This is a genomic window from Cohaesibacter celericrescens, assembly GCF_002866925.1.
GTDB classification, from domain to species: Bacteria; Pseudomonadota; Alphaproteobacteria; order Rhizobiales; family Cohaesibacteraceae; genus Cohaesibacter; species Cohaesibacter celericrescens.
This window is the reverse complement of sequence record NZ_PKUQ01000029.1, coordinates 1-13,489: the sequence shown is the minus strand read 5'-3', so window position 1 is coordinate 13,489 and position 13,489 is coordinate 1. Positions and strand designations below refer to the sequence as shown.

Below are 13,489 nucleotides of genomic sequence, written 5' to 3'. Positions count from 1 at the left end.
GCGGACCCTCACGTGCAGCTCAGGCCTATCTGGCACCAATGGCGGTAGAGGGCGGATTGCTGACATTTACTGCGGGTGCGAGCTCTTTGAGGCAGCTGGAAAAAGCGGCCATTCAGGGAGGCTCAAGGCGCATTCTGTCAGCAGCATGGTCGGGCGGGAAACTGCCATCCGCCTCTTACGCTGAGGTGCTAAGGATAAAACAGACATCGCTTTTCAGCAAGAGCGTCTTCTGAGTGCAATAAGAACAGTTATGCGAAGCTCCCTGCATCCCAAGTTTGGTTGAGCGCGAATGCTATTGCCTCTTTGAGTTCCGCATGGGCTTCCTCTAAGCCCTTGCAAAATAAACCGTGGGTAATGCGTTTGAAGAAATGCATTCAGCTTGCAATGCACTTCTGATGCGCTCTGCAAATTTCAGTCACCAAGATTGTTGGGAAGGACCTTGCCAATAAAGGCAACAAGAAATGCAGTACTGATGCCGAAATTCAGCAATCCGGTCACGGAAGCCATCGCGCCAAAGAGTTTGAAGGCATCGGAGAGAATGACGTCACCATATCCGAGTGTGGTATAGGTAACGAGCGAGAAATAGATAGCTGTCGGCAAGTTTTCCAGCGCGCCCAACCAAATCAATACGGCAGCCCAGAGCCATATTTGGAGAGTGTGGGACACAACAAGAAGTAACAAAGTACCACCAATGAGGATCCCGGTTTTCATAAAAGCTGAAAAGCCAATTCTCTCTATGAACTGGCGCTTTAGAGCACCAACCCAGCCGACAATTAAAATCAAGTGGAGAAATGAGCACATACCCAACAGGATGCTGCCCCATGCGATTTGTGCTGACATTCTATATATCCTACGTTTCTCTTTAGAAGTAGTATACTCTGTTTGTATTCCTTTTACCAAAGTGTATAAATCGCATGCACCGACCTTATGTTCAGTGAAGGCTTACTCCGATGAAAAACCATCAATCCACTGCATTGTTCCTATTAATCACGCTAGCGCTGGCCTCTTGTTCTCAAGAAACCGAGACGCAGAAAGAAACCGTTATTCGCCCGGTCAAAGTAATTACGGTAGCTTCGGAGCAAGTAGCTGAAGAAAAGGGTTATCCTGCAATTGTTTTGCCATCACAACAGGTGGAGCTATCCTTCAGGACAGCGGGACAGGTCATAGAGCTATCTGCAAAAGCCAGTGCTTCCGTCAAAAAGTACGATGTAATCGCCAAGCTGGATACGAGGGATCTGGAAACGAAAATTTCTGGTTTAGAAAGTCAACTGCTGCAAGCTCAAGCTCAGTTGAGTGCATTGACTTCTGGTGCACGCAAAGAAGACATCGCATCTCTGAACGCAAATGTGGTTGCGAGCGAAGCGCAGATGGAAGTCGCCCGCAACCAATGGGAGCGTAGCCTAAATCTATTCAAAAAAGGCATTATAGCGAAAGCCAAACTTGATCAGGACAAAGGTCAATATGATGTAGCCGCAGCTCAGCTCGAAGCTGTCAAACAGGAGCTCATCAAAGGAAAGTCCGGGGGAAGGCAAGAGGACGTTGCAGCTCAACAGGCTGTGATCGGTGGTATTGAGGCCAATCTGAAATCAGCTAAGGACAATCTTTCTGATGCAACGCTCCGAGCTCCATTTGATGGTATTGTGGCTCGCCGTGAGGTTGATAATTTTGCCAACATTCAAGCGAAACAAACAATCGCGATCCTTCAGAGACTTAGCAAACTCGAGCTGTCATTCGATGTTCCCGGACCTGATGTCGCCAAAATCGATACAAACGCAACACCAGCTATTTCCGTCAAACTTGATTCTATTGAGGATGTGACCTTCAAAGCCAATCTCGTTGAATTCAACACACAAGCTAACAGCGCGACACAGACATTCAGTGGACGCGTATCCATTGAACAGCCCGATGGAGCGATTGTTCTTCCTGGCATGACAGGGATTGTGGTGCTAACCCAGCCCCATGGCACGTCATCCAAGCTTTCCATTCCAGGTACAGCGCTTGCTGTTGAGCCCTCTGGGGAAAAGTATGTTTGGATTGTCTCTAATGATACCGTCAAAAAACAGTTGGTTTCTGTTGGAAAAGCAATGGGATCATTGCTTGAAATTACCGATGGGTTGTCCGGTGGAGAGCAAGTTGTAACCGCCGGAGTTTCTTTCCTCCAAAACGGCATGAAAGTGCGCGTAACGGCCGGGAAGGAATAGTTCAATGAATCTTGCAAAATTTGCTATTGAGAAGCGCGTTATTTCGGCGCTCTCTACAATATTGATCCTGTTTCTTGGCTATTATGCCTATACCTTGCTGCCTCGGTTTGAAGATCCTGAATTTATCATCAGGCAAGCGCAAGTCATCACGCCCTATCCCGGCGCAACTGCATCTGATGTCGAAAAAGAAATAACAGACGTCATCGAAAATGCCGTTCAGCAGTTGGCTGGCGTCAAAGAGGTCAAGTCGGTCTCAACGCCTGGACTATCCGAAGTCACCGTTGAATTCACAATTCAGAGCACGAAATCAAGATTGCTACTGCAACAGAAATTTGCGGCATTGCGAGCCAAAATTTCAGATGCTGCAGGGAATCTGCCTCCCAATGCCATTGCATCAACCGTTTATGATGACTTTGGTGATGTCTATGCTCTTTACTACGCCATCACCGGCGAAGGCTTTTCTCTTACTGAGCTCAAGAGCTATGCCGAAGACCTTCAGAAAGAACTGGTTCTTGTTCCTGGCGTTTCAAAGGTACTGCTTTCCGGCGATCCGAACGAAGTCGTCTATTTGGAATATAACCCGTCACAATTGACACAATTGGGCCTTTCTTCAGACAGGATCGCTCAATTGCTGGAAGGTCAGGATCTGGTCACCTCCGCAGGCTCAATCGAGACGGGCAGTACCCGAACCGCAATACGTCTGGGAGCAGGCGTCCCTAATGTTGAGGCTCTTGGCGAAATCTATGTGAACGATTCCGAAGGTGGACAGTCATTCCGCCTGAAAGACATTGCAACGATCACACGGGGCACAAAAGAGCCCGAAGGCAAGCGGCTCTATAGAAATAGCAATCCAGCCATCGCACTGGGCATTTCCAACACCCAAGGTGGCAATGTTGTCAAAATGGGCGAGGCCGTCAAGGCCCGTCTGGCCGAGTTACAGGGCGATCTTCCTCTTGGTATCGAACTTACTCCAATCTCAGATCAGGCAACATCAGTCAAAGCCTCTGTTGATGATTTTGTCATGAACGTGATCCTGGCGCTTGTCATTGTCGTTGGAACCCTGCTGATTTTTATGGGCATCCGAAGCGGCTTGCTGATGGGTGGCATCCTGTTGATCACCATCGCTGGGACGCTGTTTGGCATGTGGGCTTTCGGGCTGGACATGCAACGCATCTCGTTGGGGGCTTTGATCATTGCCTTAGGCATGCTGGTCGACAACGCCATTGTGGTTGTTGAGAGTACACTCGTCCGTATTCAAAAGGGCGAAGACACGGCGTCCGCTGCCATATCTGTTGTAGAGCAGACCAAATGGCCCTTGCTGGGCGGCACTGTAGTCGGGTTTCTTGCCTTCTCAGCTATCGGATTTTCACCAGACAATACTGGCGAATATGCAGGATCTCTGTTCTGGACCGTCACAATCGCTTTGCTCTTCAGTTGGCTGACCGCAGTTTGGCTGACACCATATTTCTGCACGCTTCTTTTAAAACCTTCGACAGGGTCGGCAGCACCTAAAAAAGAGCACAAGCTACTTGGCGGCTACCGCAAAATTCTCAAACTTGCCGTAGAATTGCGCTGGATCACAGTCGCACTCGTTATTGGTTTGTTTGTCTCGTCCATTGTTGCATTCAGTTCCGTCAAACAGGGTTTCTTTCCTGCCTCTACAAGAGCGCAATTTGTCGTCGACTATAATCTTCCCGCCAGTTCCACTGAGTTTCAGGTCACCGAAGATCTGGAAAAGATTGGCAGTTGGATCCGCGAGTTGGATGGTGTAACAGGCACGAATTCTGTTGTTGGCGGAGGGCATTTGCGTTTCATGCTGACCTATTCCGCCGAAAGCGGGAATACGGCCTATGGTCAGGTTTTGGTGGATGTAACCGACTATACAGTCATTGAAGATCTCATTCCTACGATCAAAAACCATATTGAGGCAACCTATCCATCAAGCCTAGCCAAGGTTTGGAAGTTCGTCCTTGGCCCGGGTGGCGGCAGTGCAATTGCGGCCAAATTCTCAGGTCCGGATCCATCGGTTCTAAGGGCTCTTTCCGAGGAAGCTAAAAGTGTTCTTCGAAATGCTGGTGCAGTTGCCGTGAAGGATGACTGGGGCGACATGACAAAAACGCTAGCACCAAAAATCAACGAACAAGCCGCTCAACGCGTTGGGCTTACACGCGGAGATATCGCTAAGGCCATCGCTGAATTCTTTGATGGAAAGGTCATCGGCATATTCAGAGAAGAAGATGAGCTGTTGCAAATCGTTTTCCGACCTTACGAAGTATCCCGTAACGACATCCAGCAGATCGAGAATGTTCAAATCTTTAGCTCAGTGTCTGGAAAATATATCCCGATCACTCAAGTTGTCTCTGGATTTTCTACTGAATTTGAAAATCCGAAACTACGTCGGGTCAATCGGCAGCTTGCCATCATTCCACAAGCAGACCCCGCCCCAGGTGTGAACGCAACCAGCTTGTTTACCAGCATCAGGCCACAGATTGAGGCCATTGATTTGCCCTCGGGATACTCAATGGAGTGGAAGGGGCAGTTTGGCGATAGCCAAGAGGCCAATGCCGGTCTTGCGTCAACGCTTCCCTTTGGTATTGGCGCGATGGTGGTAGTTGTCATTTTGCTATTCAATGCCGTCAAGCAACCACTCATCATTTGGTTGACCGTACCACTTGCCATCATTGGGGTGGTGTACGGACTGATCGCATTCGGCACACCTATGGAGTTCATGGGTATCCTCGCCATTTTGAGCCTGACAGGCATGTTGATCAAGAATGCGATTGTTCTGATTGATGAAACCGATTTCCAGATATCAGATGGCAAGGCTCGAATGGATGCCATTATCGATGCTGCAGTGAGTCGCGTAAGGCCGGTCTCGCTTGGCGTTCTGACAACAGTCCTCGGGGTTGTGCCCTTGCTTTGGGATCCCTTCTTCAAAAGCTTGTCGGTCGTCATCATCTGTGGTTTGAGCTTTGCGACCATTCTGACGTTGATCGTGGTTCCTGTCCTGTATGCGATCTTTTTCCGCATTGGAAATGACGAGATATTGGTTTCCCAATAGTTCAAGGACATTGCATGATGGCGCCTAGGGGCTTTTCCGAAATCATCATGCAATCACATCTCTCTTTACTATGCGACCTGAAACACCAGGCCGCATAGTCTTAGCCTTTTAATGTCGGCCTCACAAAGGGGCTTTGCGATCGCCGGCCAGGCCGCTGCATTCATCGCGACCAAGGAGTGCGTGTGACCACTTCTGATTTCTGACCTTATTGATCATCTTCGATGGGGAAAATTCATTGCGTCGCAACCAAGGTTCGAAAAAGTCCGTGTTGCTGCACTCTGAGATGAAGACATGCTGCACTCGAAACGAATGGCTGCTTCAAGAAAGCTGCATTGCAATGTCGGGTACACAGCGAATGCCCGGTTAGGGCCGAGAGCGACGGCGGCCTAGCTCAAGAAAGGAATGACCAATTATTATAGGATGATCGAACGGGCGTTTTGGTCTTGCTCTGCAGAATCGAAGCGTGCTTTTTAACTGATCCCACAGTGTAAACATCGGCCACTTAAGCTTGATCAAGTCCCACCCCCGCAATTTGCTATCAACAGCTGGGTTAAACAGGGCTAAGTTGCGCACCGCACCTGCAAGTTCAAGCCTCACTCGGATGGCCCAAACATGTTTGGATTTTAATGGTCGTTGCGTGGCCGACTTTGAGACAACATCTCCCATTTGGATTGCAGATCTGTTAGGCCTTGATTGGAGCGGTTGATTGCCGTGGAATCAAGGTGGGAATTGAAATCTTGGTTCGTTCCTGCGGAGATAATTCGTCAGCATTGAGCAATTCAAAAGCAGCTGATGCTATTTGATCGAAGGGCACATGCACGGAGGTCATGGGCGTGGTCAGATGCGAGACAATCGGGATGTCATTGTAACCTACCAGAGAAATGTCTTGTGGCACAGATAGCCCCATTTGATGGATAGCCGCAAAAGCTCCAATCGCAATGTTATCGTTGACTGCAAAAACCGCTGTTGGGCGATCAGGAAGGGATATCAATTGTTTCACGGCCTCGCGGCCGGACTCGATGCCGAAGGTAGAAGGAACAATCCAGCTCTCATCTACCGGTAATCTGGCCTCTTGCATAGCCTGATGATAACCAGCGGTTCTCTTGCTGGCGGTGGAAGCAAATGCAGGCCCGGCAATCAGACCAATCTTGCGATGCCCCAAATCAATCAGATGTCGGGTCGCCAAATATCCACCCAGTTGATCATCTCCGATTGAAGACAAACCAATCCCGTCGGTCCGCAGGGCCTGAACATATTTGACACCACGCTCCGCCAGTTCCTTGGTGAAGGGATCGTCATGGCGTGCGGTGGCCAGTATGAGCGATTCCACACCGCGTCCAATCAACGTATCAGCTGCGCGGCGCTCAGCTTCAGGTGTTTCATCGGTGGTCGCCACAATCACCACTTTGCCCGTTTTGCTCGCGGCCCGTTGCAAGGCTTCATATAACATCGCCATCACCGTATCGGTCAAACGCGGCACGATCAGGCCAATCATGCTGGTGTTGCCTCTGCGCAAATTCGCAGCCGATATATCCCGGACATAGCCTAGCTCTTTGGCTACTTTACGGACCCTCTGTGCAACCTCGCTGTTGGAGCGCGGCAGCCGTTCATCCAACAGCCTTGAAACACTGGATTTGGACACACCAGCAGCGCGCGCCACGTCATGCAGTGTCACGCGATCAGACTTTGCTCGTCCTTGAATATTTGTCATCACGGCTCGCCTCACAGGGTGTTGTTTTTTGTCCATGTTTTAACACCTATCACTTCTCGCTTGACAATAGCAAGATAAAATGGGAACGTTCCCAATATCGTTCCCACACAAATGGTCTGACGAACAATCTAACGAGTATTCCGAATAATGGAGAGGAAATTTCCAATGCAAGTTATGGATCTGCGCGGTCTCAGTCCCGCTCCCGTTACCGCCTTCACAAAAGACGGTAAACTTGATATCGAAGCCAACCGGCGGGTGGCAAAGTGGTTGGCGTCTATCGACGGCGTTAAAAGCCTTGTCATTCTGGGCCATGCGGGTGAAGGCACCTTCCTTTCGGAAGCAGAACGGCTTGAAATGATTCGCCTCTATGCCGATGCTGTTGATGGGTCTATCCCGATCATCACGGGGATCGTTGGTGAAGGCACTCAAGTGGCCGCTGATGAAGCACGCAAATGCAAAGACGCAGGCGCGACAGGGGCTTTGGTCTATCCAAACCACGGCTGGCTGCGCTTTGGTTTCCAAAAAGGTGCGCCACAAGATCGTTACAAAGCCATCTGGGAATCCTCAGGCCTGCAGTGCATTTTGTTCCAATATCCAGACAATACAAAAACCAGTTATGATCTGGACACACAGCTTGACATTGCTGCTCAAGAAGGCGTTGTTGCCACCAAAAACGGTGTGCGCAATATGAAACGCTGGTATATTGAAATTCCTGCACTGAAAGAAGCCAATCCCGACCTTCAGGTTCTCAGCTGCCACGATGAATGGTTGCTGCCGACGATGTTTGATGTGGATGGCCTTTTGGTTGGTTATGGTAATGTTGCTCCTGAATTGTTGGTTAAATTGATCGCAGCAGGCAAAGCACAGGATTATCCCTCCGCGCGTAAAATCTTTGAGCAGCTCCTTCCTATCACCCGTTCGGTTTATCATCGCGGCTCGCATATGGAAGGCACGGTTGCACTAAAAATCGCACTTATGGGGCGCGGCGTGCTTGACCATGCCACGGTCCGTGAACCACTGAAGCCGCTGGGCAAAGACGCTGAAGCAGAAATTATTGCAGCACTTAAAGCTTCTGGTATCGATCGGGTTGATGAAAAATTGCTCGCATCACTTTAAGGTAACAGGCACCCCCGTGATTGACGCGCGGGGGGCCATTTGCACGGGAGGAAACTGCAAATGCTAAAGAAGTTCTCGACCTTCGCGAAAAAGACCATTGCTGCAACGGCATTGTCCTGTATCGCGATCACATCAGTGGCAGCTGAAGATATTCGTATTGGTGCAATGCGAGAAGGCACTGCTTGGTATGTCTTTGCTGCAACACTGGAGCAAATGATCGAAAGTTTGGGCGGTGCCAATCTGGAAGTCATCGCACGCGGTGGCGGTGTGGCAAACCCGATGGTCGTTCAAAGTGGTCGTGCCGAAATCGCCTTGGCCAATGTGGCCAGTGCCATTTGGGCCGCTGAAGGCGCCGATGTTTATCAGGGCAAAAAGGCTCCCGATATTCGCGCCTTGGTGGGCGGCCTCAACTCCGTTTATGTTGGTGCTATTGCGCGTCAGGACTTCTTGAAGGAGCGCGGCACCTCAGACCTGAAAGAGATTTTGACCTCCGGTGATCCGGTTCGCATCCTGATGAAGCCGGTAGGCTCCAGCGCTGTGCCCGTGGCTCACATGGTGCTGGAATCCCTTGGGACAAGCGCTGCACAGATTAAGAAAAACGGTGGCGATATAATCCAGGTAGGTGCAGGCCAGATTGCCGATCAAATGCGCAATGGCAATGCGGATATTTATTTCGATACCATCCTCAAAGGCCATCCAACCATTACAGAAGTTTCTTTGACAGTGGATGTGGCTTTTCTTGATTTACCGAAAGAAACGCAAGATTTCATTGTTAAACACGGTCTTTCAGCCGGTGAATTCGGTCCGTGGTTTAGCGGACAAGATAGCCCTACAATTGGCGCAAACATCGGCACGGTTCTCATTGGGCATGCGAGTCTGAGTGATGAAACAGCCTATATGATTACCAAAACGCTGATTGAGAATGCTGACTTGTTGAAAGAGGCTCATGGTGCCTGGAAGCGGTTCGATCCAACCAAAGCCTGGTTGCCAGAAAATACCGGCATTCCCCTGCATCCCGGTGCCGAGCGCTACTATCGTGAAGCTGGCTTGATGTAGCCAAAACCTCACAAAACAATCACAGGCGGTGCATAGGGACCGCCTGTCCTTCACCAGTCTTGCCTTAGGAAGAAGACTATGACTGCTCAGAGTGCTAAAAATAACAATAACCTGATGCGCAAAGCGGCCTTTTTGATCGGTGTCGTTTTTGTCGCCTTTCAGATCTGGCTGCTCTATGAGCCTCAACAACCGTTGCTGGCCCGCCCCATTCACTTGTCCTTCGCTCTGGTGCTGTTGTTCATCTACAAGCCGCTCAAGGCTGATTTTTTGCCACGCTGGCTGACTATCGCAATCGATGGCATCGTCCTGCTCGCTTCGGTAGGCATTTGCGCCTATTATCTCGTCGAGTATGACCGCCTGACGACGCGCATGGAAAATGTCTCGGAGATATTCACTCTGGATATCATCGCAGGCTCAGCGCTTGTGTTGCTCTTGCTTGAAGGGGCCCGAAGAGCAGTTGGCATGATACTGGTGTATGTGCTTCTGGTCTTCATAACCTATGCGCTTTTTGGCAATTTTCTGCCCGGCTGGATCGGGTTCCGCGGCTTTTTCATGGATGAAGCGATCGAAATCGTCACCATGACCACCGCAGGCGTGTTGGGTATTACCACGTCAACGTCTGTCAGTTTTATCTTCTACTTCATTTTGTTTGGCGCTTTTTACAGTGCTGTTGGTGGTGGCCAACTGTTTATCGATCTGGCAATCCGGGTGGCCGGTCGCGCCACAGGGGGAACCGCGAAGGCCGCTATTCTGGGATCCAGCTTGATGGGGTCTATTTCAGGCAGCGCCGTGGCCAATGTGGTTTCCACCGGTGTCTTTACCATCCCCCTCATGAAGCGCACAGGATTTGAAGACTATCGGGCTTCCGGTATCGAAGCGATTGCCTCGACCGGAGGGCAGTTGATGCCGCCTGTTATGGGCGTTGCTGCCTTTGTGATGGCTGAGATGCTTGGCATGCCCTATTCCAGTCTGGCGCTGGCGGGGTTGATCCCCGCACTGGCCTTTTATCTGTCGCTGTTCTTGGTGGTGGATCTGACCGCCCGCCGCGAAGGAATTCGCGCCCTAACCGAGCAGGAAGTCTCAGAAACCGCGCCCATCTGGCCGCGCATTCATCTCATCCTGCCACCTCTTATTCTGGTTGCCATGTTGATCAGCGGCTATTCTGCGGCCTATTCAGCAGTGGGGGCGTCTTTTGCTTCTCTGGTTGTTCCTTTCCTGCGCCGTTCCACTTGGATTGGGCGGGATGAAATCGTGGATGCATTGCGCAACGCGCCAAAACAAGCGGCTGAAGTCGCCGTTCCTATTGCGGCAATTGGCATTGTCATCGCTGTCGCGGTGCAATCCAACATAGCACTTAAATTTGCCAGCTCTTTGGTTTCGCTATCTGAAGGCTCAATCTATGCGTCACTGGCTCTGGCCATGTTGGGCTGCATCATCATGGGCATGGGGCTGCCGACAGTCGCCGCCTATATTATTGGTGCGGTATTGTTTGTTCCTGCCATACAGAAAGTCGGCATCGAACCGTTGGCAGCTCATTTCTTCATCTTCTACTATTGTGTACTCTCTATGGTCACCCCTCCGGTGGCGCTGGCTTCCTTTGCCGCAGCAGCGGTAGGCAAAGCCCCTGCAGTCAAAACCGGTCTGTCTGCCTTTGGCCTCAGCTTGGTGGCTTTCTTTGTCCCCTTCGGATTTGTCTTCGATATGGGTGTGTTGGCCCAAGGCAGTAATGGTCAGATTGCTCTGAGTGCCATCGGACTGTTTGTTGCAACGTCCCTTTGGGCTGTTGCTTTTGGTGGTTGGTGCGTTCGACCGTTGGCTCTACCGGTGCGCATACTGATCGGGCTGGCGGGTTTGACCGCCGTGATTGCTCCTTCCGGCTCTCTGGTCTGGATGTGTGGCATGGGCCTCGGCTGGGGCATCATATTGCTGCTCATTCTACTGACAAGATTGTCCCCCGATAACCCGGGCACCTTTCTCTTTACCAAGTCCGGGACAATGACGAACTAGCCCAAGACATGCCTCATAGCCCGGCTCAGGCCGGGCTATTTTTGTTGCAAAGGAATGTAATAATGTCCGCTTTATGGATTGCCCATATCTCTGTAACCGACCCGGATCGCTTTGCTGATTATTCAAAACGGGCTGGACCCGCTATCGCCAAACATGGCGGCAAGTTCCTTGCGAGTGGAGGAAAATGCATCCAGCTGGAAGGCCAAGGCAGAGCGCGCAATGTTGTGGTGCGGTTTGACAGCATAGAAGCGGCCGAGGCCTGCTATCAATCATCTGAGTATCAAGAAGCGATTGCTTTTGCGCGGGGAGCGTCCGAACGCGATCTGGTCATCGTTGAAGAACTAGATTGAATGCCCAATCACACAGCCGCCAGCAACCGCGTTTTGGCGCCTACGGCTTTGTGCAAGGCTATAAACACCAAGTCAACGATTTAGAATTAAATTGCGGCTACCTCAACCGATAATCCAGATCTCCCTCGACTCTAAACGTTATGAAAGACCACTTCTTGCCTGCTTATTCTAGAGACCTTCTCGGTAAAGCAATAAGAGTAAAGCAAGTGCGCATTGTCACTGTTGAAGAAGCGAAAATGCTGCATCACGCATGAATGGCCGCTAAACGGAAATTGCACAGCGACATTGAAAAATTAGCGNAGCGACATTGAAAAATTAGCGAACGGCAGCTCAGGGCCGTAAATTCATGTGGCGGCAACCACAGTCGGTCACATCTGTATCGCGTTGCCCTAGGCCGCTCCGAGCCCAATCCGTCAGGTTCCCGCAATGCGACAAATGGCAGCTTTGGGTTCCAGTTGCGCAATTTAGATCGTGGCAATCAACGTTAGGTGGTATACCCCGGTGAAACATGAGTCTTCATCGAAAGTCAGCAAACGCTATGCCAAATCATTCCAATCTTGATCCATCTGGCTCCCTAGTCGAGCGGTTTCTAATTGAACCAATCGCAACTGGTCCTCTTTATGGCCTCGATTTCACGGTGAAGGACAATATCGATATAGCGGGCAGGAAGACCTCTTATGGTAATCCGACTTGGCGAGACCATCACCATGCTCCAAAGTACAACGCCCTTTGCGTTGACCAACTTCTGGCCGCCGGCGGACGCTGTGTGGGCAAGGTCGTTGCAGATGAGTTTACATATAGTCTTGATGGTGAAAGCCAATTTTTTGGTACGCCTCGTAATGCAAAGGCACCCAATCGGATTCCTGGTGGTTCATCAAGTGGATCTGTAGCCTCAGTTGCCAACGGCGTATCCGATTTTTCTATTGGAACGGATTCAGGTGGCTCGATCCGCGTTCCTGCCAGTCTTTGCGGAGTTTGGGGGATGCGCCCATCATTGCACCGAATATCTGAGGCCGGAGTAATGCCGTTTATGCCTAGCGTCAGCACGGTTGGTGCCGTTGCCTCTAGCTATGAGCAGTTGAATTCAGTTATCCGCGTTTTATTGCGCAGCGGCGGGGGTCTTGCTGTACCATTACAGCGTATTCTTGTGCTATCAGATGCGATGGAAATCGCCGATAAATCTGTGCGCGCAGCAGCAGAAGTCGCATTGAATGATATATCGTCCCGCACTGGAGTTGATCTGCAAACTATCAGTTTCGCACAGATTGCAGGGGATGGCGCCTCTCTGAGCGACTGTAATGAAAATGCTCTACGGGTTTTGCAATCTTTGGAATTTCAAAACACTGTCGGAAATTGGATTGAGAACAATACGCCGGAAATCAGCAACACTTTTTCAATGGCATATGAAAATGTGCGTCAATTCAACCGATACGAGGCTATGAATTGCCTTGATCGTTGTGAGCGATTTTTTGACGCTATCCAAGCACTGATGACCTGTGGAACCGTGATCTGCTTTCCAACTACTCCTGTAATTGCTCCTCTCAAAAACACTCTTAATTCAATGGAGGCGGTGATGGATTTTTATGGGCGGACAATGAATATTACGGCTTTTTCTGGTGTTGGACGTTTGCCTGAAATCTCAGCACCGCTTCTTACCGTGGAGGACTGCCCCGTTGGCCTTTCATTTGCAGCGGGGCACTATCAAGACGAGTTTCTGTTAAGTGCGGTAAAGAAAATGCTAGGTTGGTAAAGCGGGCATTGGAGCAGCAACAGCTAAGGCTCGCTTTGTCCGCACTGTGTGAGTTTGTGGGAATGTAGTGCTGCAGTTCGCATGAATGGCAGCTTCCAGAATGGTGAACCCCCACGCCGAATGGCGGCTCTGGGCCGCTTCTTCGAGTTGGAAACTGCGTTTTGGACTCGAAGATTGTGCATTGCACGAGTCTGATTAGAGCCCATTTCAGGCATTCGAGCAACAATAGAGACAAAA

General features: G+C 50.4%; 10 protein-coding genes. 8 read left to right on the top strand and 2 right to left on the bottom strand.

Annotated features, from left to right (window positions below; genetic code table 11):
• Window positions 1–233, top strand: a 233-nt coding sequence (locus C0081_RS23415; protein ID WP_210200515.1) for a hypothetical protein, incomplete at its 5' end; no start/stop codon positions are given.
• A gap of 178 nt (window positions 234–411) precedes the next feature.
• On the opposite strand, the gene C0081_RS14215 is transcribed toward C0081_RS23415, so the two are convergent.
• Window positions 412–840: an ion channel gene (locus tag C0081_RS14215; RefSeq protein ID WP_101534509.1), complete on the bottom strand. Its 429-nt coding sequence runs from the start codon at window positions 838–840 to the stop codon at window positions 412–414.
• 110 nt (window positions 841–950) lie between these two features.
• Here C0081_RS14215 and C0081_RS14210 point away from each other — a divergent pair, with 110 nt between their 5' ends.
• Window positions 951–2,201 carry an efflux RND transporter periplasmic adaptor subunit gene (locus C0081_RS14210; RefSeq protein WP_101534508.1) on the top strand — a complete coding sequence of 417 codons (1,251 nt, stop codon included), beginning with the start codon at window positions 951–953 and terminating at the stop codon, window positions 2,199–2,201.
• A 4-nt stretch (window positions 2,202–2,205) separates the two neighbouring features.
• Entirely contained in the window at window positions 2,206–5,262 is a 3,057-nt protein-coding gene (locus tag C0081_RS14205) for an efflux RND transporter permease subunit (protein ID WP_101534507.1), read from the top strand.
• Window positions 5,263–5,944: 682 nt separating this feature from the next.
• Here C0081_RS14205 and C0081_RS14195 read toward each other — a convergent pair.
• Window positions 5,945–6,973, bottom strand: a complete 1,029-nt coding sequence (locus C0081_RS14195; protein WP_101534506.1) for a LacI family DNA-binding transcriptional regulator — start codon at window positions 6,971–6,973, stop codon at window positions 5,945–5,947.
• A 165-nt stretch (window positions 6,974–7,138) separates the two neighbouring features.
• On the opposite strand from C0081_RS14195, the gene C0081_RS14190 reads away from it, so the two are divergent.
• From C0081_RS14190 to C0081_RS14170, 5 genes are all read left to right on the top strand, one after another.
• A complete protein-coding gene (locus tag C0081_RS14190) occupies window positions 7,139–8,089 on the top strand; it encodes a dihydrodipicolinate synthase family protein (RefSeq protein WP_180966905.1) in 951 nt (316 codons plus the stop codon).
• A 60-nt stretch (window positions 8,090–8,149) separates the two neighbouring features.
• Window positions 8,150–9,145: a TAXI family TRAP transporter solute-binding subunit gene (locus C0081_RS14185; RefSeq protein WP_101534505.1), complete on the top strand. Its 996-nt coding sequence runs from the start codon at window positions 8,150–8,152 to the stop codon at window positions 9,143–9,145.
• 78 nt (window positions 9,146–9,223) lie between these two features.
• Window positions 9,224–11,152 carry a TRAP transporter permease gene (locus tag C0081_RS14180; protein WP_101534504.1) on the top strand — a complete coding sequence of 643 codons (1,929 nt, stop codon included), beginning with the start codon at window positions 9,224–9,226 and terminating at the stop codon, window positions 11,150–11,152.
• Window positions 11,153–11,214: 62 nt separating this feature from the next.
• Window positions 11,215–11,502: a DUF1330 domain-containing protein gene (locus C0081_RS14175; protein ID WP_101534503.1), complete on the top strand. Its 288-nt coding sequence runs from the start codon at window positions 11,215–11,217 to the stop codon at window positions 11,500–11,502.
• A gap of 538 nt (window positions 11,503–12,040) precedes the next feature.
• Window positions 12,041–13,252: an amidase family protein gene (locus C0081_RS14170; RefSeq protein ID WP_101534502.1), complete on the top strand. Its 1,212-nt coding sequence runs from the start codon at window positions 12,041–12,043 to the stop codon at window positions 13,250–13,252.
• The last annotated feature ends 237 nt before the right edge of the window (window positions 13,253–13,489 follow it).

What these genes read in the sequence shown, in the direction of transcription:
- C0081_RS14215 (WP_101534509.1), bottom strand. Translation starts at nt 840, where the DNA reads ATGTCAGCACAAATCGCATGGGGCAGCATCCTGTTGGGTATGTGCTCA.
- C0081_RS14180 (WP_101534504.1), top strand. Translation starts at nt 9,224, where the DNA reads ATGACTGCTCAGAGTGCTAAAAATAACAATAACCTGATGCGCAAAGCG.
- C0081_RS14175 (WP_101534503.1), top strand. Translation starts at nt 11,215, where the DNA reads ATGTCCGCTTTATGGATTGCCCATATCTCTGTAACCGACCCGGATCGC.
- C0081_RS14205 (WP_101534507.1), top strand. Translation starts at nt 2,206, where the DNA reads ATGAATCTTGCAAAATTTGCTATTGAGAAGCGCGTTATTTCGGCGCTC.
- C0081_RS14210 (WP_101534508.1), top strand. Translation starts at nt 951, where the DNA reads ATGAAAAACCATCAATCCACTGCATTGTTCCTATTAATCACGCTAGCG.
- C0081_RS14190 (WP_180966905.1), top strand. Translation starts at nt 7,139, where the DNA reads ATGCAAGTTATGGATCTGCGCGGTCTCAGTCCCGCTCCCGTTACCGCC.
- C0081_RS14185 (WP_101534505.1), top strand. Translation starts at nt 8,150, where the DNA reads ATGCTAAAGAAGTTCTCGACCTTCGCGAAAAAGACCATTGCTGCAACG.
- C0081_RS14195 (WP_101534506.1), bottom strand. Translation starts at nt 6,973, where the DNA reads ATGACAAATATTCAAGGACGAGCAAAGTCTGATCGCGTGACACTGCAT.
- C0081_RS14170 (WP_101534502.1), top strand. Translation starts at nt 12,041, where the DNA reads ATGCCAAATCATTCCAATCTTGATCCATCTGGCTCCCTAGTCGAGCGG.